The sequence below is a fragment of the Pacificimonas aurantium genome (genome assembly GCF_020092905.1).
GTDB lineage: Bacteria > Pseudomonadota > Alphaproteobacteria > Sphingomonadales > Sphingomonadaceae > Pacificimonas > Pacificimonas aurantium.
This window is the reverse complement of the sequence record NZ_JAGSGB010000001.1, coordinates 1,337,547-1,357,140: the sequence shown is the minus strand read 5'-3', so window position 1 is coordinate 1,357,140 and position 19,594 is coordinate 1,337,547. Positions and strand designations below refer to the sequence as shown.

General features: G+C 65.4%; 23 protein-coding genes and 1 tRNA gene. 19 read left to right on the top strand and 5 right to left on the bottom strand.

Annotation, left to right across the window (positions count from 1 at the left end):
* Window positions 1–3: 3 nt before the first annotated feature.
* On the bottom strand, window positions 4–822 hold the full coding sequence (locus tag KCN53_RS06580) for a glycosyltransferase (protein WP_088710889.1): 819 nt from the start codon (window positions 820–822) through the stop codon (window positions 4–6).
* A 96-nt stretch (window positions 823–918) separates the two neighbouring features.
* On the opposite strand from KCN53_RS06580, the gene hspQ reads away from it, so the two are divergent.
* From hspQ to KCN53_RS06540, 8 genes are all read left to right on the top strand, one after another.
* The gene (gene hspQ, locus KCN53_RS06575; protein WP_207790581.1) at window positions 919–1,287 is read left to right on the top strand and encodes a heat shock protein HspQ; all 369 of its coding nucleotides are present in this window, start codon (window positions 919–921) and stop codon (window positions 1,285–1,287) included.
* A 150-nt stretch (window positions 1,288–1,437) separates the two neighbouring features.
* Window positions 1,438–1,995, top strand: coding sequence for a 50S ribosomal protein L21 (gene rplU, locus KCN53_RS06570; protein ID WP_088710890.1), 558 nt, complete (start codon window positions 1,438–1,440; stop codon window positions 1,993–1,995).
* A gap of 14 nt (window positions 1,996–2,009) precedes the next feature.
* Window positions 2,010–2,279, top strand: a complete 270-nt coding sequence (rpmA, locus tag KCN53_RS06565) for a 50S ribosomal protein L27 (protein WP_088710891.1) — start codon at window positions 2,010–2,012, stop codon at window positions 2,277–2,279.
* Between the two features lie 183 nt (window positions 2,280–2,462).
* Window positions 2,463–3,038, top strand: a complete 576-nt coding sequence (locus KCN53_RS06560; RefSeq protein WP_172406128.1) for a GNAT family N-acetyltransferase — start codon at window positions 2,463–2,465, stop codon at window positions 3,036–3,038.
* A 13-nt stretch (window positions 3,039–3,051) separates the two neighbouring features.
* A complete protein-coding gene (locus KCN53_RS06555; protein WP_172406129.1) occupies window positions 3,052–3,630 on the top strand; it encodes a GNAT family N-acetyltransferase in 579 nt (192 codons plus the stop codon).
* A 79-nt stretch (window positions 3,631–3,709) separates the two neighbouring features.
* Window positions 3,710–4,759 carry a GTPase ObgE gene (gene obgE, locus KCN53_RS06550; protein ID WP_088710894.1) on the top strand — a complete coding sequence of 350 codons (1,050 nt, stop codon included), beginning with the start codon at window positions 3,710–3,712 and terminating at the stop codon, window positions 4,757–4,759.
* A complete protein-coding gene (gene proB, locus KCN53_RS06545; protein WP_088710895.1) occupies window positions 4,756–5,877 on the top strand; it encodes a glutamate 5-kinase in 1,122 nt (373 codons plus the stop codon). Before obgE ends, proB begins: the two co-directional genes overlap by 4 nt.
* Window positions 5,878–5,882: 5 nt before the next feature.
* Window positions 5,883–7,133: a glutamate-5-semialdehyde dehydrogenase gene (locus KCN53_RS06540; protein ID WP_088713257.1), complete on the top strand. Its 1,251-nt coding sequence runs from the start codon at window positions 5,883–5,885 to the stop codon at window positions 7,131–7,133.
* A 120-nt stretch (window positions 7,134–7,253) separates the two neighbouring features.
* Here the strand turns inward: KCN53_RS06540 and KCN53_RS06535 are convergent.
* Window positions 7,254–7,329, bottom strand: a tRNA-Ala gene (locus KCN53_RS06535).
* Window positions 7,330–7,450: 121 nt separating this feature from the next.
* Window positions 7,451–7,777, bottom strand: a complete 327-nt coding sequence (locus KCN53_RS06530) for a TIGR02300 family protein (RefSeq protein WP_088710896.1) — start codon at window positions 7,775–7,777, stop codon at window positions 7,451–7,453.
* Between the two features lie 167 nt (window positions 7,778–7,944).
* Here KCN53_RS06530 and aroA point away from each other — a divergent pair, with 167 nt between their 5' ends.
* Window positions 7,945–9,273: a 3-phosphoshikimate 1-carboxyvinyltransferase gene (gene aroA / locus KCN53_RS06525; protein WP_088710897.1), complete on the top strand. Its 1,329-nt coding sequence runs from the start codon at window positions 7,945–7,947 to the stop codon at window positions 9,271–9,273.
* 3 nt (window positions 9,274–9,276) lie between these two features.
* Here aroA and KCN53_RS06520 read toward each other — a convergent pair whose 3' ends face one another.
* Together KCN53_RS06520 and wecB are read right to left on the bottom strand one after the other, a co-directional pair.
* The gene (locus tag KCN53_RS06520) at window positions 9,277–9,423 is read right to left on the bottom strand and encodes a hypothetical protein (RefSeq protein WP_172406130.1); all 147 of its coding nucleotides are present in this window, start codon (window positions 9,421–9,423) and stop codon (window positions 9,277–9,279) included.
* 22 nt (window positions 9,424–9,445) lie between these two features.
* Window positions 9,446–10,627, bottom strand: a complete 1,182-nt coding sequence (gene wecB, locus KCN53_RS06515; protein ID WP_088713258.1) for a non-hydrolyzing UDP-N-acetylglucosamine 2-epimerase — start codon at window positions 10,625–10,627, stop codon at window positions 9,446–9,448.
* On the opposite strand from wecB, the gene cmk reads away from it, so the two are divergent.
* The 10 genes from cmk to KCN53_RS06465 all read left to right on the top strand — a co-directional run bounded on the left by cmk (window position 10,614) and on the right by KCN53_RS06465 (window position 19,589).
* Window positions 10,614–11,246: a (d)CMP kinase gene (gene cmk, locus KCN53_RS06510; protein WP_088710898.1), complete on the top strand. Its 633-nt coding sequence runs from the start codon at window positions 10,614–10,616 to the stop codon at window positions 11,244–11,246. The two genes, wecB and cmk, sit on opposite strands and share 14 nt — an antisense overlap.
* Window positions 11,247–11,485: 239 nt before the next feature.
* On the top strand, window positions 11,486–13,192 hold the full coding sequence (gene rpsA / locus KCN53_RS06505; RefSeq protein WP_088710899.1) for a 30S ribosomal protein S1: 1,707 nt from the start codon (window positions 11,486–11,488) through the stop codon (window positions 13,190–13,192).
* Window positions 13,193–13,351: 159 nt separating this feature from the next.
* On the top strand, window positions 13,352–13,636 hold the full coding sequence (locus KCN53_RS06500) for an integration host factor subunit beta (protein ID WP_088710900.1): 285 nt from the start codon (window positions 13,352–13,354) through the stop codon (window positions 13,634–13,636).
* An 85-nt stretch (window positions 13,637–13,721) separates the two neighbouring features.
* A complete protein-coding gene (locus KCN53_RS06495; RefSeq protein WP_088710901.1) occupies window positions 13,722–14,072 on the top strand; it encodes a lipopolysaccharide assembly protein LapA domain-containing protein in 351 nt (116 codons plus the stop codon).
* A complete protein-coding gene (gene pyrF, locus KCN53_RS06490) occupies window positions 14,069–14,752 on the top strand; it encodes an orotidine-5'-phosphate decarboxylase (protein WP_088710902.1) in 684 nt (227 codons plus the stop codon). The genes KCN53_RS06495 and pyrF overlap by 4 nt, the downstream gene beginning before the upstream one ends.
* Window positions 14,749–15,375 carry a phosphoribosylanthranilate isomerase gene (locus tag KCN53_RS06485; protein ID WP_088710903.1) on the top strand — a complete coding sequence of 209 codons (627 nt, stop codon included), beginning with the start codon at window positions 14,749–14,751 and terminating at the stop codon, window positions 15,373–15,375. Before pyrF ends, KCN53_RS06485 begins: the two co-directional genes overlap by 4 nt.
* Window positions 15,372–16,580: a tryptophan synthase subunit beta gene (gene trpB / locus KCN53_RS06480; protein ID WP_088710904.1), complete on the top strand. Its 1,209-nt coding sequence runs from the start codon at window positions 15,372–15,374 to the stop codon at window positions 16,578–16,580. Before KCN53_RS06485 ends, trpB begins: the two co-directional genes overlap by 4 nt.
* Window positions 16,577–17,365 (top strand): tryptophan synthase subunit alpha, encoded by a 789-nt coding sequence (gene trpA / locus KCN53_RS06475; protein ID WP_088710905.1) that lies wholly within the window; start codon window positions 16,577–16,579, stop codon window positions 17,363–17,365. Before trpB ends, trpA begins: the two co-directional genes overlap by 4 nt.
* On the top strand, window positions 17,362–18,243 hold the full coding sequence (gene accD / locus KCN53_RS06470) for an acetyl-CoA carboxylase, carboxyltransferase subunit beta (RefSeq protein ID WP_088710906.1): 882 nt from the start codon (window positions 17,362–17,364) through the stop codon (window positions 18,241–18,243). Before trpA ends, accD begins: the two co-directional genes overlap by 4 nt.
* Entirely contained in the window at window positions 18,240–19,589 is a 1,350-nt protein-coding gene (locus KCN53_RS06465; protein WP_088710907.1) for a bifunctional folylpolyglutamate synthase/dihydrofolate synthase, read from the top strand. Before accD ends, KCN53_RS06465 begins: the two co-directional genes overlap by 4 nt.
* Window positions 19,590–19,594 lie beyond the last annotated feature (5 nt).

Sequence of the window (19,594 nt, the reverse complement as noted above, 5' to 3'; positions counted from 1 at the left end):
GGTTCAGCCCTGCCCCGCCTCGTTCCAGCTCTGCTCGCGAAGGACGATGTCCTTCTGCCCGCGCCGCTCGAAGCGGCGCGCCATGAAGCGGTGGAAGAACCAGCGCTTCTTCGAAAAGGGCATGACGTGGTAAAGCAGCCGCTCGGACAGCGTCCAGCGCACCTTCCTGCGGTCGCCCCGCCGTTCCGAACTGATGCACCACAGGTCGCGGTCATAGGTCTGGCCGCCCAGCTGCAGCACGCGGTCCATCAACTCGTGGTCCTTCAGAACATAGGGCCAGCGCCGCGCGTCATAGCCGCCCGCAGCCTTGAGCGCGCTCGTGCGGAACAGCTGCGCCGCTCCGCTGGTGTGGTTCTGCCGCGGCATCAGGCGCGCTGCAGCCAGCCGCCGGTTCGCGGCCCACCAGTCGGCGAGAGCGCCAGACCGCTCCGGCATCAGCAGCGCGCCCAGCGCGACCCGGCTTCGGCCGCCCTCGTCGAACAGCTCTTCGGCGCGCGTCAGATAGTGCGGCGGGTACCAGGTGTCGGCGTCGCAGATCGCGACGAATTCGGTCTCGGCGGCGTCGATGCCCCGTTTCAGCGCATGCACCTGGCCGGGAGCCTCCTCTTCGAGGAATTCGATTTCGAGATCGCGCGCGGCGGCGAGCGCGCGGGCATCCTCGATACAGCCGTCCGTCGACCCGTTGTCGACGACGAGGATGCGCACGGGCTGTTCCTGGTCGGCAAGAGAAGCGAGCGTGCGCGGCAGGTAGTCGCGTTCGTTGTAGACGGGAATTACCGCCGACCACCGCAATGAACCAGGTTCTTCCCCGCTATAATTCATGGCTTCACGACCCTTTGACGACCGCGGGCACCGCACGAGATTTTGCAGTGCGCCCCAACCTCACTACATAATGCGGGAGCGCATAAGAGCCGGGATATGGAGAGCGCAATGGTGCTTGATGACGAAAAGATGGGCGGGGCGATGCGGTCCGCCTCCTTCGGCATCGGCGATGTCGTGAAACACAAATATTTTCCCTTCCGCGGGATCATATTCGATGTGGACCCGGAATTCGCGAATACCGACGAGTGGTATGAGGCAATCCCCGAAGATATCCGCCCGGCAAAGGAGCAGCCCTATTACCACCTGCTGGCCGATAATGGTCAGGAGGCCTACGTGGCCTATGTCAGCCAGCAGAACCTGCTGACCGACGATGAGGGCGGCGAACCGATGCACCCCGCCTTTGCAGAGCTGTTCGAACGCGGACATGACGGCCGCTATCACCTGAAGGGCGCACAGGCGCACTAGCCGGGTTCGGGCTGCCGCTCAGCGACCGTCCGGTCTTGACGAACCGGACAGGCCCCAGTATCTCGCGCGTTCGTTCAGCGGCCAGCTCGCGGTTCCGAGGATTCGCGCGGCCGCTGTGTTCGTTTTTATAGGACCGTTTGGAAAGACCCGATGTTCGCGATCGTGCGCACGGGCGGCAAGCAGTATCGTGTGGCCGCCGACCAGAAGATTGTCGTTGACCGGATCAACGGCGAAGTGGGCGACAAGATCGCTCTCGACGATGTCCTTATGATGGGCGAAGGCGCCGATCTGAAGGACGCCGCCAAGGAGGTCGTGCACGCGGAGATCGTCGAGCAGGCCAAGTCCAAGAAGATCAAGGTCTACAAGAAGAAGCGCCGTCACGGCTATGAGCGCACGCAGGGTCACCGGCAGCAGCTGACGGTCCTGAAGATCACCGCGCTCGGCGGTAAGGCGCCGGCCAAGAAGGCTGCGCCGAAGGCCGAAGCCAAGGCCGACGATTCGTCCGAAGCCAAGGCGCCCGAGACGAAGGCCGCGGAATCCAAGGCGGCGCCGAAGAAGGCTCCCGCCAAGAAGGCCACTGCCAAGTCCGAGACGAAGACCGAAACGAAGGCCGCCGCCGAAAAGAAGGCGCCTGCCAAGAAGAAGGCCCCCGCCAAGAAGGCCGCGACGGCGAAGTCCGACGCGAAGTCCGACGACGCGGCCGAGTAAGAGGAGACTGAAAGATGGCACATAAAAAAGCAGGCGGCTCCTCCCGCAACGGCCGCGACTCTCCCGGTCAGCGCCTTGGCGTGAAGCGTTTCGGCGGTCAGCAGGTTGCTGGCGGCAATATTCTCGTGCGTCAGCGCGGCACTCGATTCTGGCCGGGCCGCAATGTCGGCCTGGGCAAGGACCACACCCTGTTTGCGCTCGTAGAGGGCAAGGTTGTGTTCCACGACGGTGCGCGCGACCGAAAGTATGTCTCGGTCGACCCCATTATGGACGCGGCCGAATAACGCGAGGCGACCCGCCGAAAATACAGGTCGCCGGACAGGCGACCCAGGGACAGCGAAAGTCCCGAAAAAGAGGGAGACGGGTCGCCGGCTCCCTTCTTTTTTGTCTCTCTCGATCGATAAGGCCCTGCGCCGTGCCTTCATGTGGGTACGGTTTGAGGGGCAGGGAGGGCAGGAAAGATGTTCATGATCACACCGCGCCTTTTCCTCAGGCCCCTATGGCCGGAGGATGCCGAGTCGCTGGCGACCAGGATGGGCCGGCGCGAGGTCCTGTGGAATCTCGGCACGCCGCCCTGCCCCTACGGTATAGAAGACGCGCGCGCGAAAGTCGCCGGGGACTGGGCGGACTGGCCGCTGAAGGTTTCGCTGGCCATCTTCATGCGCACGCCCTCCGGCCCCGAACATGTCGGCGGCGTGGGCTTTTCCGCCGCCCCGACTGCGAAGGGCGGCATAGAGCTGGGCTACTGGATCGCGAAGGACTGGTGGGGCCAGGGTATCGCCGTCGAAGCGGCCCTGCCGGTGCTGGAACACGCCTTTCTGGCTTGGAGACTGCCGCGCCTGTGCGCTGGCCACTACGAGGATAACCCGGCGTCAGGCAGAGTGTTGGAGAAGCTGGGCTTCGTTCCGACGGGAGAGGTCATCCTCTACGACAGCGTTCCGCGCCAGCGGAAGGAGCGCAGCGTTGAATATGAGCTTTCGCGCGAACGCTGGGAAGACCTGCGCGGGTTTCGCTGTCGCCCCGGCGTATCCGAGGCGGCGTGAAGGAGTGACAGCCTTGTTCATAACAACGAAGCGGCTGTTTCTGCGCCCCCTCTGGCCGGAGGACGCGCCCCTGCTTGCCCGGCGGATGGGCGAGCCGGAGGTGCTGCGCAATCTCGGTACGCCGCCGTCACCCTTCACGCTTGACGCTGCGAAGCAGAAGATCGCGGCGGATGCGGCCTGCTGGCCGTCAACCGTGCAGTTAGGAGCCTTCCTGCGGACCGAGGATGGCCCCGAACTGGCCGGGGGCGTGGGCTTCGGCGCGCGCGCCGACCGCGGCGGCGAAACGGCGCTGAGCTACTGGATCGCAAAGGAGTGGCAGGGCCGGGGCATCTCGGTAGAGGCGGGCTCTGCCCTGCTTGAGCATGCGTTTCTGGCGCATCGCCTGCCTACCCTCACCGCCCGCCACTATGCCGACAATCCGGCATCGGGCCGGGTCCTCGAAAAGCTCGGCTTCACCGCGCTGCCCGGCACGCAGAAGGTCTTCTGCCGGCCGCGGGGCGAGGACGTGGACAGCATCTGCTTTTCTCTCACCCGCGCGGACTGGGAACGGCATAGCGGCCTGCTCGCAGAACCACTGCGACGGGCAGCCTGACCCTGATCGCGGATACGGATAGCGGCCTCGCCATCACAGCCAATGGCCAGCCGCTGCCGCAGCCGCTAGAGCCACGCCCATGCAGTTTCTCGACCAGGCCAAGATCTATCTTCGTTCCGGCGCGGGCGGTCCCGGAGCCGTTTCCTTCCGGCGCGAAAAATATGTCGAGTTCGGCGGGCCCGATGGCGGCAATGGCGGGCGCGGCGGCGACGTGGTGTTCCGCGCGGTCCCGAACCTCAACACCCTGATCGACTTTCGCTATCGCCAGCATTTCAGGGCGAAGCGCGGAACGGGCGGCGCCGGGCAGAACCGGACCGGCGCTTCCGCCCCCACCATGGTCATCGACGTTCCGGTCGGAACGCAGATTTTCGACGAGGACCGCGAGACGCTTCTGGCCGACCTCACCAAGGCAGGCGAGACGATCACCCTGCTGGAGGGCGGCATGGGCGGCCGCGGCAATGCCAGCTACAAGACCTCGACGAACCGCGCCCCGCGGCAGCATCAGCCGGGCGAGCCCGGCGAGGAGATGTGGGTCTGGCTGCGACTGAAGCTGCTGGCGGATGCCGGCCTCCTCGGCCTTCCCAATGCCGGGAAGTCCACCTTCATCGCGCGGGTCTCGAACGCGAAGGCGAAAGTCGGAGACTATCCCTTCACCACCGTGAAGCCCCAGCTGGGCGTCGTAACGTGGCGCGATCACGAGTTCGTGCTCGCCGACATTCCCGGCCTGATCGAGGGAGCCGCCGAGGGCGCCGGTATCGGCGACCGGTTTCTCGGACATATCGAACGCTGCCGCGTCCTCCTCCATCTGGTGGACGGCACGCAGAACGATCCGGCAGGGGCCTACAGGACGGTACGGGACGAGCTGGCAGCCTACGGCGCCGAACTCGAGGACAAGCCCGAGATCGTGGCGCTGACCAAAATCGACGCGCTCGATGCGGAACTGATCGCGGCCCAGGTCGCTGAGCTGGAAGAAGAGTGCGGACAATCGGTCCTGCCTGTTTCGGCGCAAAGCGGAGACGGGCTGCACGAATTGCTGCGTGACCTTGCGCCGCTCGCCGCCGCCCCGAAGCCGGCGGAAGTCGAAGACGAAGACGAGAATGAACAACAAGGGGACTGGTCTCCACTATGAGTGAAGAGACACCGAACAACCTGAAGGGTATCAAGCGGCTGGTCGTGAAGATCGGCTCGGCGCTCCTGGTCAGCGATGCGGGCGAGCCCGAACGCTACTGGCTCGCCAGCCTGATCGACGACATTGCGCATCTGAAGCGTGAGAACGACATCGAGACCGTGATTGTCGCCTCTGGCGCCGTGGCGATGGGTGCAGAGCTGCTCGACCTTCCACCGCGTGAAAAGCGCAGCCTTGAGGACAGCCAGGCCGCCGCCGCGACGGGCCAGATTCTGCTTTCCTCGCTCTTCTCCGAGCTGTTTCGCGCCCAGCGCCTTCGCGCCGCCCAGATTCTCGTCACACTCGACGATCTGCAGGACCGGCGCCGCTATCTGAATGCCGCCGCGACGCTCGACAGGCTCGTCAGTCTGGGCGTGACGCCCATCGTGAACGAGAATGACAGCGTCACGACGGAGGCGATCCGCTTCGGTGACAATGACCGCCTTGCCGCGCGCGTCGCGCAGGCAGCCGACGCCGACATGGTGCTGCTGCTGTCGAACGTCGACGGTCTGTACACCGCCGACCCGCGCGGCGATCCGAAAGCAGAGCATATCCCTGTGGTGGACGAAATCTCCTCGCTAAACGTCACCCTCGGGGCCAGCACGGGGCCTGGCTCGGGCGGCATGGGATCGAAGGTCGAGGCGGCCCGCATCGCTACCGCAAGCGGCATCAACCTCGCCATCGCCGACGGGCAGCGGCCGAACCCCGTGCTGCGCTACCGCGATGGTGGTCGCGCGACCCTGTTCACCGCGAACCCGGACGTGAATGCCCGCAAGGCCTGGATCGCCGGAAAGATCGACATTCAGGGCCGCATCACCATCGACGAGGGCGCAGAGAAGGCGCTGTGCGAAGGGAACTCCCTGCTGGCCGCAGGCGTCATTTCCATAGACGGTGAATTCGCGCGCGGCGCGTCGATCGACATCTACTCCGCCGAAGGCGCGCTACTGGCGCGCGGCCTCACGGGGTACAGTTCCGGCGACGCGCGCCTGATTGCCGGTAAACGAAACGACGCCCAGCGCGAACTGCTCGGCTATGCCCCGCGCTCCGCACTGGTGCACAGAAACAATATGGTGCTCTTGTGAACGACATGACCCCCGTAACCCTTATCGACACTCTCGGCCGCGAGGCTCGCGAGGCGGCGCAGAAGCTCGCGCTTATGACGACCGAGGACAAGGCAGAGGCGGTTCGCGCCGCCGCGCAGTCCATCCGCGAGTCGGAAGCCGAGATTCTCGCCGAGAACCAGAAGGATCTCGACAACGCGTCCGACCTTCCCGCCGCCATGCAGGACCGGCTGAAGCTCGATCCGCAGCGGCTTGCCGGCATTGCCGACGCAGCGGACGCCATTGCCGCCCTTCCCGATCCGGTCGGCGAAGTGATCAAGACCTGGGAACAGCCCAACGGCCTCAAGTTCGAACGCGTCCGGGTTCCGCTGGGGGTTGTCGGCATCATTTACGAAAGTCGCCCCAATGTGACTGCCGACGCCGGCCTCCTCTGCGTCATGGCGGGCAATGCCGCGATCCTTCGTGGCGGCTCGGAAGCGGTTCATTCGAACCGCGCGCTGCACAAGGCCATAGTCGCGGGCCTCGAAAAGGTCGGCGTTCCGGGCGCGGCCGTGCAGCTCGTGCCGACCCAGGACCGCGCCGCCGTCGGCGCCATGCTGAAAGCGTCCGGGCTGATCGACATCATCGTGCCGCGCGGCGGCAAGTCGCTCGTCGCGCGCGTGCAGGAAGAGGCCCGGGTGCCGGTTCTCGCCCATCTGGACGGCATCTGCCACGTCTATGTCGACGGCGCGGCTGATCCGGACATGGCAGAAAAGATCGCGGTCAATGCGAAGATGCGCCGGACGGGCATTTGCGGCGCGATGGAAACGCTGCTGATCGACAAGGCCGCTATCGAATTCGCGCCGCGCATCATCCGCGCGCTGCTCGACGAAGGCTGCGAAGTGCGCGGCGACGTCACCGTCAACGGCATGGACGAACGCGTAAAACCGGCTGCCGCGGAGGACTGGGATACCGAGTATCTGGAACCCATCGTGTCCGCCAAGATGGTCGACGGAGTCACAGGAGCGGTCGAACACATCGCTGCGCACGGCTCGCATCACACCGATTCGATCATCACCGACGATCAGGCGGCGGCGAACCGGTTCCTCGCCCAGGTCGATAGCGCCATCGTCATGCACAATGCCTCGACCCAGTTCGCCGATGGCGGCGAGTTCGGCTTCGGCGCGGAGATCGGCATTGCAACCGGCCGCCTGCACGCACGCGGCCCGGTCGCGCTGGAAGGGCTGACCACTTACAAAACTCGCGTTCTCGGCTCGGGCCAGGCGCGCCCTAAATAAGCGCGGCCAAGTCATTTACGGCAGGTATCCGGGGCTCTCCTGTCAGGAGGGTGCCGGTTACCCGCGTGCGCGGTATTTTCGCCTAAAGAATTCGCTAAACCAGCTTCCGGGGAGGGAAACTGGTGGAGCCGAGGGGAATCGAACCCCTGACCTCTACAATGCCATTGTAGCGCTCTACCAACTGAGCTACGGCCCCGGACCGGTTTGCGGGCAGCGGCCGCCGGGTGGCCTGTTCGCTGCCGAGAGCGCGGGCCTTTAAGCGAAGGCCGGGCGCCGCGCAAGAGGGTGCGGACCGAATGATCCGCACCGCGTCCGGATCAGGTGTCTTCGGGCTCGTCGTCCCCGGCCGACTTCGTCACCTCGCTGAGGTCGTCGTCACCGCCGAGATCGGTCTCGTCGTCGGGCGAACCTTCGTCGTCCTCATCAATGTCGAGATCTTCCTCGTCGAGATCGGCCTCCTCGGCCTTCTCCTTCGTGGTCTTCGCCGTATCGAAGGGAAGCGGCTGCTTCGACTTCAGCACCGGCTCCGGCACCCATTCGTTGCCGCATTCGATGCAGGTCACCGGCTCGTCCGATCCCAGGTCGTAGAACCGCGTTCCACATTCCGGGCACTGACGCTTCGTGCCCCATTCCGCTTTCGCCAAAGCAATATCTCCGTGATGCAAAGGGGTCGGACCGCGCTCCGGCCGACGCCCGCGAATCGATGCCATCGAAACAAGCCGCGGCGCTTGCCATGCTGCGGGGCGGGTGTCAAAGCCGCCCGGCGGAGCCCCGCCGTCCCGTACTCACCAGTTGAGATAGAGCCGAAATCATGACTGACAAGAGAGAGCTCGCTTTGTCGGCTCCGGGTTCCTTGTCCGGACGCATCCGGGTTCCCGGTGACAAGTCGATTTCTCACCGGTCGCTCATGTTCGGGGCGCTCGCCGTCGGACGCACCCAGGTGACGGGCCTGCTGACGGGCGAGGATGTGCTTGCCACGGCATCCGCGCTGCGCGCCATGGGGGCCTCGATCGACATCGAAGACGGCAGTGCCCTCATCGAGGGGGTAGGCGTCGGCGGCCTGCTGCAACCCCAGGACGTCATCGATCTCGGAAATAGCGGAACGTCGGCGCGGCTGCTGATGGGCTTGCTCGCAACTCATCCTCTGACGGTGATAATGACGGGCGATGCGTCTCTTAGGAAACGGCCCATGAACCGCGTCATCGAGCCGCTTTCCCGCTTCGGAGCGGAATTTTCCGGCGCGGACGGACGGCTGCCGCTGCAGGTTCGGGGCACCGACTGCCCCGTTCCGCAGCGCTACGAGCTTCCCGTGGCATCGGCGCAGGTGAAGTCGGCGGTTCTGCTGGCGGGCCTCAATACGCCGGGCCGCACGACCGTCGTCGAATCGGTCGCTACCCGCGATCATACGGAGCGCATGCTCCGCTGCTTCGGGGTCGATGTCGACGTCGAGCAGAATGGCGATGAGAGGATCATCTCCGTCACTGGCCATGCAGAGCTGTCCCCTGCCCGCATAGATGTGCCCGGCGATATTTCCTCCGCCGCCTTTCCACTCGTGGCCGCCCTGATCGTTCGGGGAAGCAGTGTCGTCATAGAGCATGTCGGCCTCAATCCGACGCGCACTGGTCTGCTCGACGCCCTGTCTCTTATGGGCGCCCGCGTAGAGCGGTCCGGAAATGCGGAGGCAGAGGGCGAACCCGCGGGCGGGCTTACCGCGCAGCATAGCGGTCTGGTCGGCGCAGTGATCCCTCCGGACCTTGCCCCTCTGATGATCGACGAATATCCGATTTTGATGGTGGCGGCTGCGGTCGCCGACGGCGTCACGGAGATGCGCGGGCTGGAAGAACTGCGCGTCAAGGAATCGGATCGCCTCGCCGTCATGGCAGAAGGCCTTGCCGCGTGCGGGGTGCCGGTCGAGCTGCTTTCGGACGGGATACGCATTACCGGAAGCGGTGGCGGCCCCATCCCCGGCGGTGCGCGCATCGACGCGCACCTCGATCACCGGATCGCGATGAGCTTCGCCTGTCTGGGACTTGTTGCGAGGGAGCCGGTTCTCGTCGACGATGCCTCGCCGATCGATACGAGTTTTCCGGGCTTCGTACAGCTGATGCGCGGACTTGGCTGCCGCGCCGCGTCGGCCTGATCGTTAGAGGATCAGGACCAGAAAGAAGGCGGTGCCGAACAGCCAGCTATTGGCCGCAAAGGTGAACAGCCGCGTGAATCCGTCGCTGTCGCTTGCGCTTTCCGCGACCGGCGCCTGCATGCCCTCCCGATTACTGCTGCCACGAGCCACTCTGCTTCCTTCACGAACTTGGCTAACGGCATATTAACTCTGATCCCGCCGAAAGGTTACCCGCTTTTTCCAGTTCGCCGATCAGGATTTCCGCGATCCGGCTGCCGCTGGTTCCGGTCCCCAATGCGGAACTCCGACTGACGGGCCCGTGCCGTCCCATGAGGTCGGCGGCCCGTTGGCAGATGAAATCTTTGTTGGGCGGTACGAGGACGCGCTCGCCGGGGCTGAGACATTCCGGCCTTTCCGTCCTCTCGCGCACGACGAGCATCCTTCGGCCCAGATAGGCTGCCTCCTCCTGGACGCCGCCCGAATCGGTGACGACGAGATCGGCACAGGCGAGCTGGCTGACGAATCGGTCGTGCGGGACGGGCGCGCTCACCTTGGCCGGTCTGGCGCAGCGCTCGAACCATGACAGGTTCGACAGCCGCGGGTGGCGGAACAGGGTAACCGCGCATCCTTCGCTGGCGAGTTTGGCAGCGGCGGCGACAATCTCCTTCAAGCGCCTCCCCTCATTCTCGCGGCGATGAGCGGTCACGAGGATGCGGGGTCGCGACGAGGGCGACCGGCGAAGCGGAGTCCGTCGACGCCGCTCCTTCGCAAGAACCTGTTCCAGTGCATCGATGACCGAGTTTCCGACGACCTCCACCCGGCCGCCCACACCTTCGCGAAGCAGAGCCTGCTTCGATGCCTCTGTGGGAGTCAGGTGGATTCCGGCGAACCGAGCGATCCCGCGCCTCAGGAGTTCCTCCGGGAACGGGTCGAACGGGGTTCCGGTCCGAAGTCCCGCTTCGACATGGGCTACGAGAACATTCTCTAGAAATGCGGCAGCTGCCCCGGCGAACGCGCTTCGCGTATCGCCTTGCACCACCACCATGGCGGGCCGGTGTAACCGGATCGCCCGTTGCAGAGGGGCAAGAAGGTGCGGAAGGTCTGCCTGGTGCAGACGCTCGTCGATCCGCAGATCCAGGCATTCCACGGTCTGGGGTAGTAGGTCTGCATGCTGTCCGGTGGCCAGAACGAAGGTACGCGCGCCGCGCCGTTCGAGGGCGGCCAGAACCGGCGCCATCTTGACGGCTTCTGGCCGGGTGCCGATGACGGCCATGATAGACAGCAGCCGGGCCCCCTCTTGGCTGTGAATGTCCAGATTACCGGCACTTGGCGTGCGGGCAACGCAGAAAGGTCGCAGCCTGATGAAAATCGCCATCGACGGCACGGCGGCGTCCGGAAAGGGCACACTGGCGCGGCGCCTGGCAGCCGAGCTTGGACTTCCCTATCTCGACACCGGCCTCATTTATCGCTCGTTAGCCTTTCGCCTGATCGAAGACGGCGGCGACCTGTCCGATGAAGCCGCCGCCGCAGGCGCTGCGCGTGCCCTCTCGGCGGAAGACTGCAGCGACCGGCCGGCGCTTCGCACCGAAGCGGTCGGGCGGGCCGCATCCTCCGTGTCCGCCTTTCCGCAGGTTCGCGAGGCGCTTCTTGCCTTCCAGCGAGATTTCGCGGCGCGGCCCGGCGGCGCTGTCCTCGACGGCCGCGACATCGGCACGGTGGTGCTTCCCGATGCCGATGTGAAATTCTTCGTGACGGCCAGCCTTCGGGAGCGTGCCCGCCGGCGGGCCGGCGATCTCGGCCTCTCCGGTGACAAGGACATCGCTGCGGTGGGCGAGGAGTTACGTGCCCGCGACGAACGCGACATGGCGCGGACCCATGCACCGATGAAGGCGGCGGACGACGCCTATGTGATCGACACGACGCGGCTCTCGCCCGCCGAAGTGCTGCGGACAGCCTGCGAGATTGTCGACGGCGTGTCCGGGGCGAACAACTAAGTACGCCTTGCTTTTTTCGCCTTTTCCGCCTATCTGCCGCCACGATTCTCGGGCCGCTTGGTCTCGAGTAGGGTAGACGGGGACCCCAAGGGGCAGGCGGCCGGACAAACCGGACCGTCTGTTTTTCGTTTGCCCGCCCCCCGCATTTTTCGGGTTCAACGATAGTGAGCAATTCCGCTCGAGACCGCCGGAACCAACCGGTTGGCAAGAATAGAACTGACAAGGACCAACCTAAACTTATGGCATCTGCTACCCAGCCGACCCGTGACGATTTCGCCGCCATGCTCGAAGAGAGCCTGGGCGGCGCCGAAGCCTTCGAAGGCCGCGTCGTCAACGGCACCGTTACCGCAATCGAAAATGATCTCGCCGTCATCGATGTCGGCCTCAAATCCGAAGGCCGCGTGCCGCTGCGCGAATTCGCGCCGCCGGGCCAGAAGGCCGAACTGAGCATCGGCGACGAAGTCGAAGTTTATGTCGACCGCGTCGAGAACGCGAATGGCGAAGCCATGCTGTCGCGCGACCGGGCCCGCCGCGAAGCCGCCTGGGACCGCCTCGAAAACGAATATAACGATACAGCCCGCGTCGAAGGCCAGATCTTCGGCCGCGTGAAGGGCGGCTTTACCGTCGACTTGGGCGGTGCCGTGGCCTTCCTGCCGGGCTCGCAGGTCGATGTCCGCCCGGTGCGCGACGTGACTCCGCTGATGGGCATTCCGCAGCCGTTCCAGATCCTGAAGATGGACCGCAAGCGCGGCAACATCGTCGTCTCGCGCCGCGCCATTCTGGAAGAGACGCGCGCCGAGCAGCGCAGCGACCTCATCCAGTCGCTGACCGAGGGTCAGGTGGTCGAAGGTGTGGTAAAGAACATCACCGACTACGGCGCCTTTGTGGATCTGGGCGGTATCGACGGCCTGCTCCACGTCACCGACATGAGCTACAAGCGCGTCGGCCATCCGTCCGAGATCCTGTCGATCGGCGAGACGGTCAAGGTGCAGATCATCCGCATCAACCGCGAGACGCAGCGTATCTCGCTCGGCATGAAGCAGCTTGAGGCGGATCCGTGGGACGGCGTCCACGCCAAGTATGAGATCGGCCAGAAGGCGACGGGCCGCGTGACGAACATCACCGACTACGGCGCCTTCGTCGAGCTGGAAGACGGCATCGAGGGTCTCGTCCACGTGTCCGAGATGTCGTGGACGAAGAAGAATGTTCACCCGGGCAAGATCGTCTCCACCAGCCAGGAGGTCGAAGTCGTCATCCTAGAGGTCGACGAAGAGAAGCGCCGTATCTCCCTCGGCCTCAAGCAGGCCCAGGCGAATCCCTGGGACGAGTTCGCCGAGACGCACCCGACCGGCACGATTGTCGAGGGCGAGGTCAAGAACTCCACCGAATTCGGTCTGTTCATCGGCCTGGCCGGCGACGTCGACGGCATGGTGCACATGTCGGATATCGCCTGGGGCGTTCCGGGCGAGGAAGCCCTGGAAATGTACCACAAGGGCGAAACCGTCAAAGCCGTGGTGCTCGACGTCGACGCCGAGAAGGAGCGTATTTCGCTGGGCATCAAGCAGCTCGACCAGGCCGGCGAAGGCACTGAGCAGCTGTCCGTTGCCAGCGACGTCAAGAAGGGCGACATCGTCACCGGCGAAGTCGTCGACGTACGCGATGGCGGCGTCGAAGTTTCGATCGAAGGCGGCGTTACCACCGGCTTCATTCGCCGCTCCGACCTCAGCCGCGACCGCGACGAGCAGCGTCCGGAGCGGTTCCAGGTCGGCCAGAAGGTCGATGCGATGGTGACCGGTTTCGATCGCTCCAAGAAGCCGAACCTCTCCATCAAGGCACTCCAGATCTCCGAGGAGAAGGAAGCCGTGAAGCAGTACGGGTCGTCGGACAGCGGCGCGTCGCTCGGCGACATTCTCGGCGAAGCGCTGGGCAAGGCCAAAGACGACTAATTATAGTAAATTCAGGTTAATTATTGGAGTGGAACGCCTCCGTCTGCTAGTAATGCGGGCGGAGGCGTTCCCGTTTTCCACTTGACCTAGATTAAAATATATGGGGTGGGGTGATCAGGGGCCGGAGATAGTCGCACGAAGATAAAAGGGTTTGGGTTCGTGATCAGGTCTGAACTAGTAGCCGCCGTGGCGGAAATGCACCCTCATCTCTCCCACAAGGACGCCGAGCGCGTCGTTGCCACGGTGTTCGAGTCTATCGTTCAGGCCCTGGCCGACGGACGACGCGTCGAGCTTCGCGGTTTCGGTGCGTTTTCGACTCGCGACCGCGATGCCCGAATCGGCCGCAACCCGCGCACCGGGGAGCAGGTTGAAGTCGACGCCAAGCGCGTCCCCCACTTCAAGGCTGGCAAGGAGCTGCGAGAGCGGCTGAACCCGGGAGGCTGACGAGCGCTGCCGGGACCGGGTTCGATATCGGAATTCCGGGACGCCCTTCTCAACGGCGCAGCTAGGCGGTAAGTCCGCCAGCCATATGCGCTTCCTAACGCTTCTCCTCTACATCTTCTTCGGCCTGCTGGTCGTCTGGTTCGCGTCGCAGAACTGGGACCGGACCGTGCTCTGGCTTCCCGGCGGCTACGAAGCCTTCTGGCCGCTGGGCGTGTACATCCTGGTGGCACTTCTGATCGGCCTGCTGCCGATGACTCTGCTCCATTCGGTCACCCGCTGGCGGCTGAAGCGGAAGATCCGCAAGCTCGAACGGCGCCTCGAACTGGAAACGTCCGGACCCGGCGCTCCCGCCCCTGCGCACGCTCCGGCATCTTCGGCTGCCACACCGCGACCGGAAGGCGAGCCCGCCACGCGCCCCGCGTCTCCCTCGCTGTGACGAACCCGGTCTTCGTCGCCGTCGACACGGCAGACCTGGCCCGCGCGGAGAACCTCGTGCGGCAGCTTTCCGGGCTGGTCGGGGGGATTAAGCTCGGCCTGCAATTCTGGAATGCCCATGGGCCGGCAGGCGTGCGTCAGGTTCGCGCCGCCCTGGGGTCGGAGCGCCTGTTCCTCGATCTGAAGCTGCACGACATTCCCCATACCGTACGCGGCGCCGTCGAGTCGCTCGCTCCGCTCGGAGTCGACCTCCTGACCGTTCATGCGGCGGGCGGACGCGACATGATGCGCGCGGCCAAGGACGCTGCCGGGCCCGATGTGCAGGTGGTCGGCGTAACGGTGCTGACGAGCATGGCCGAGCCCGATCTGGAGGACATCGGCATTGACGACAGCGCGGAGCTTCAGGTGGCCCGCCTCGCCGATCTCAGCCGGACTGCCGGTCTCGACGGCATCGTGTGTTCGCCTCTCGAAGTCGAACAGCGCCGTGCCGCCTGGCCCGACGGCGTCTTTGTCGTGCCCGGAATTCGTCCCGAAGGTGCGGCAATGGATGATCAGAAGCGTGCCATGCCGCCCCGCGCCGCGCTAGAGGCGGGCGCAACGATCCTGGTCATCGGACGGCCGATAACGAGCGCCGCAGACCCTGCCGCGGCCGCGAGAGCCATCGCCCAGTCACTGGCATGACCCGCATCAAGATTTGCGGCGTCTCCACTCCGGATATCGTGGAGACCTGCCGGGACCTTCGCGTCGATCATATCGGCTTCGTGTTCGCGGCGAAGAGCAGCCGCGCCGTGACCCCTGCGCAGGCAGCGGCCCTCGCCGCTCAGGCAGGTGCCCTGTCCACTGTCGGCCTGTTCGTCGATCCCCGCGACGAAGAGATCGAAGCCGCCCTTCCTGCCATCTCGGTTATTCAGCTCCACGGCGCCGAAGCGCCCGCGCGCTGCGCCGAGATCGGGGCCCGCTTTTCCCGTCCCGTTTGGAAGGCGATCGGTGTGGGCAGCCCGGCCGATCTGTCCGGCTCCGGGGCCTATGCACAGGCGGCGGACCTGGTCCTCTATGACGCGAAGCCCGCGCCCGGCGGCCCGCAGGGTGGTCTCGGTGTTCGATTCGACTGGTCGCTGCTGAAGGACCGCCCCCCGGTTCGCGACTGGGGCCTGGCAGGGGGACTGACGCCGGAAAATGTGGGACGGGCCATTGCCGCGACGCGTGCGCCCCTTGTGGACATATCCTCGGGTGTGGAAGACGCGCCGGGACAGAAGGACAAGGCAAAGATCGCCGCGTTCGTAGACAGGGTTCGCCGTTCATGAGTTCATCTCCCCTCCCTTCGCTGCCAGACGAGCGCGGCCATTTCGGACAGTTTGGCGGGCGTTACGTCGCCGAGACGCTGATGCCGCTGATCCTGGAGTTGGAGCGGGAGTATCGGCGCGCGCAGGCCGACCCGGCCTTCAAGGCACAGTTCGAGGACCTGCTGCAGCATTATGTGGGCCGGCCGAGCCCGCTCTATTTTGCCGAACGCCTGACGGATGCCGTCGGCGGTGCGAAGATCTACCTGAAGCGCGACGAGCTGAATCACACAGGCGCGCACAAGATCAACAACTGCATCGGCCAAATCCTGCTTGCCCGCCGTATGGGAAAGACACGGATCATTGCGGAAACCGGCGCCGGCCAGCACGGCGTCGCCACCGCAACGGTCTGCGCGCGTTTCGGGCTGCCCTGCACGATCTATATGGGCGCCAAGGATATGGAGCGGCAGCAGCCGAACGTGTTCCGCATGCGGCTGCTCGGCGCCGAAGTGCGCGGGGTGACCGCCGGACGCGCCACGCTGAAGGACGCCATGAACGAGGCGCTTCGCGACTGGGTCGCCAGCGTCTCCGACACTTACTATCTGATCGGCACTGCCGCAGGCCCGCACCCCTATCCCGAGCTGGTCCGGGATTTTCAAAGCGTCATCGGCAAGGAGGCCAAGTCTCAGCTTGAGAAGGCAGAGGGGCGCCTGCCCGACCTTCTGATCGCGGCGATCGGCGGCGGCTCCAACGCGATCGGCCTGTTTCATCCCTTCTTGAATGACGAGAGCGTCCGCATGATCGGCGTGGAAGCCGCCGGACGCGGTCTCGACGGTCCCGACCATGCCGCCAGCCTGGCAGGGGGCAAGCCCGGGGTCCTCCACGGCAACAAGACATACCTGCTGCAGGACGACGACGGCCAGATCATCGAAGGGCACAGCATCTCCGCGGGCCTCGACTATCCCGGCATCGGGCCCGAACATAGCTGGCTGCACGAAAGCGGACGCGTCGACTATCGCTCGGCGACCGACGAGGAGGCGCTCGACGCCTTCCAGATGCTGTGCCGCAGCGAGGGGATCATTCCCGCTCTCGAGCCCAGCCATGCGCTTGCGGTCGTGCGCACCGAAGCGGCAAGGATGCGCTCCGACGAAATCGTCATCGCGAATCTGTGCGGCCGCGGCGACAAGGACATCTTCACGGTTGCCGAAGCGCTGGGGGTGGACCTGTGAGCGAACGCCTGTCCGCCGCCTTCCGCAAGAACCGGGCCGCGCTCGTCACCTTCGTGACGGCGGGCGACCCCTCCGCCGAGAAAACCGGCGACATCCTCGATGCGCTTGTCGAGGGCGGCGCCGACGTGATCGAACTCGGCATGCCCTTCACCGACCCGATGGCAGACGGACCGTCGATTCAGGCCGGCTCTCTCCGCGCTCTCAAGGGCGGCATGACCCTGAAGGGAACGCTTGAGATCGCACGCGCCTTTCGCGGGCGCCACCCCGACGTGCCGCTGATCCTGATGGGCTATCTCAATCCCGCGTTGGCCTACGGGCCGCATTTCGCCCGCGATGCGGCGGCGGCCGGAGTCGACGGACTGATCCTCGTAGACCTGCCTCCGGAAGAGGATGCGGAACTGGGCGGCGCACTTCGCGGCGAAGGCCTCTCGCTCGTCCGCCTTGCCACGCCGACGACCGACCGGAACCGCCTTCCCGCCGTTCTCGAGGGAGCTTCGGGTTTCCTCTACTATGTCAGCGTCGCGGGCGTAACGGGTACGCGGGCAGCGGATACGGCAGACGTTGCCGAAGCCGTCGGCCGCATCAAGGCGGAAACCGACCTGCCGGTCGCTGTCGGGTTTGGCATACGCACAGCCGAACAGGCGGCCGACATTGCGCGCATCGCCGACGGGGTGGTGGTTGGGTCGGCCATCGTCGACCTGATCGGCGAGAATGCCGCCGACCCGGCGACCGCCGTGCGCAATTATGTGACAAAGCTGTCGCAGGCGATAGAAACGGCCGCATGAGCTGGATCACCAATCTCCGCCCGCGCCTGCGGTTCTTCGCGAAGAAGGAAACGCCCGACAATCTGTGGACGAAGTGCCGCGGCTGTTCGCAGATGGTCTTCCAGCGCGAGCTGAAGGAAAATCTCTTCGTTTGCCCGCATTGCGATTTCCATGAGCGCATCGGCCCCGCTGAACGGTTCAACCAGATATTCGACGGCGATTCCGAATCCGGCGGCACCTATGCCCGCCTGCCGGTGCCGATGGTGGCCGACGACCCGCTGAAGTTCCGCGACCAGAAGCCGTATCCGGCCCGGCTGAAGGCAGCCCGGCAGAAAACCGGAGAGATGGAAGCCTTCCTGCTGGCGCGCGGCCTCGTTGCCGGGGTCGACAGCGTCGTTGGCGTGCAGAATTTCGACTATATGGGTGGGTCGATGGGCATGGGCGTGGGCGCGGCGTTCGTGGCGGGCGCGCAGGAAGCCAAGCGACAGGGTCTGCCCTATATCGTCTTCACCGCGTCGGGCGGCGCGCGCATGCAGGAAGGGCTGTTCAGCCTGATGCAGATGCCGCGGGCGACCGTCGCGATCGAGGAGCTCAACGAGGCGGGGCTGCCCTATGTCGTGGTTCTCACCGATCCAACGACCGGCGGCGTCACGGCAAGCTATGCCATGCTGGGCGACGTTCAGATCGCCGAGCCGGGCGCCCTGATCGGCCTGGCGGGCCAAAGGGTGATCGAGCAGACCATCAGGGAGAAACTGCCCGAAGGCTTTCAGCGCGCCGAGTTTCTTCTGGAGCACGGGATGCTGGACAAGGTCGTGCACCGCAAGGATCTCAAGGACGTGCTCGGCCGTATCATCTCCATGATGATGGACGCGCGCGCAGGACGTAACGCGGCCGCGTGAGCGAACCGCCCATCCGCGGCGACGGAGCCCGCTCGGCCAATCCGGATCTGGACCGGCTGCTGGTCGAGGCGCAGAGACTCCATCCGAAGAAAATCGATTTGACTCTCGACCGGCTGCGCCGGGTGCTCACTGAGCTGGGCAATCCCGAAGCTTCGCTACCGCCGGTATTCCACGTGGCCGGGACCAACGGCAAAGGCTCGGTCTCGGCGTTCCTGCGAGCTTCTCTGGAGGCCGGCGGGAAAAGCGTTCACGTCTATACCAGCCCGCATCTTGTCAGGTTCAACGAGCGGGTTCGCCTCGGGGGGACACTTGTCGAGGACGCGGCGCTGATGTCCGCTCTGTCGCGGGTGATGGAGGCGAATGGCGGCAGACCGCTTACCTTCTTCGAGCTGACGACCGCCGCCGCCTTCCTGGAATTTGCGCGCGTGCCCGCCGATGCCCTGATTCTGGAAGTCGGCCTCGGCGGCCGGTTCGATGCCACCAACATGGTTGCCCCCGCCGGAACGGCTGCCTGCGGCCTTACGCACATCTCCCTCGACCACCAGCAATTCCTGGGTGACAATCTTGTCGATATCGCCGCGGAAAAGGCTGGTATCGCCAAGGCCGGCGTGCCGCTGATCGCGGCCCATCATTCCGCCCCCTTGATGCACCGCATCGCCCAGGCGGCGGACGAGGCCGGCGCGACCTACCTGCCGCGCGGCAATCTGTGGGACGCCACCTTCAGCCGCAACGGGATCGACTATCGCGACCGGCACGGGGAATTGCGCCTGTCCGCGCCGGCGCTGAAGGGACGCCATCAGCATGAAAATGCCGGTCTCGCCGCAGCCATGCTGCGTCACCAGGACAAGATCGCGGTTCCGGACTCGGCGCTGAGAGCCGGGCCGCGCTGGGCATCCTGGCCCGCCCGCCTCCAGCAGCTGACCGAGGGCACCCTGATAGCCCCGCTTCCCGACGGAGTGACCGTCACGCTGGATGGCGGACACAATCCCGGGGCGGGCGCCGCGATCGGTCAATATCTGAAACGGCGGCGGACTCGCGGACAGCGTCAGCCTGTTACCTTGATCGTCGGGATGGTCGAGGGGAAGGACGTTCCCGGCTTCCTGCAGCAGGTGGCGCCCCATGCCGACCGGCTGATCGCAGTCCCCATTACCGGTCATGTTCACGAAAGCCCGGACCGCATCCGCGATGTCGCCAGCAGCCTCGGCCTGACGGCGGAAACGGCTGCCGACGTGACCGCGGCATTGTCCCATGCCGGCGCGGAAGGACCGCCGCGAGATATCATGGTCTGTGGATCGCTGTATCTTGCGGGGGAGATGCTGGACGCCAATGGGACGCCGCCGAACTAGGCTGT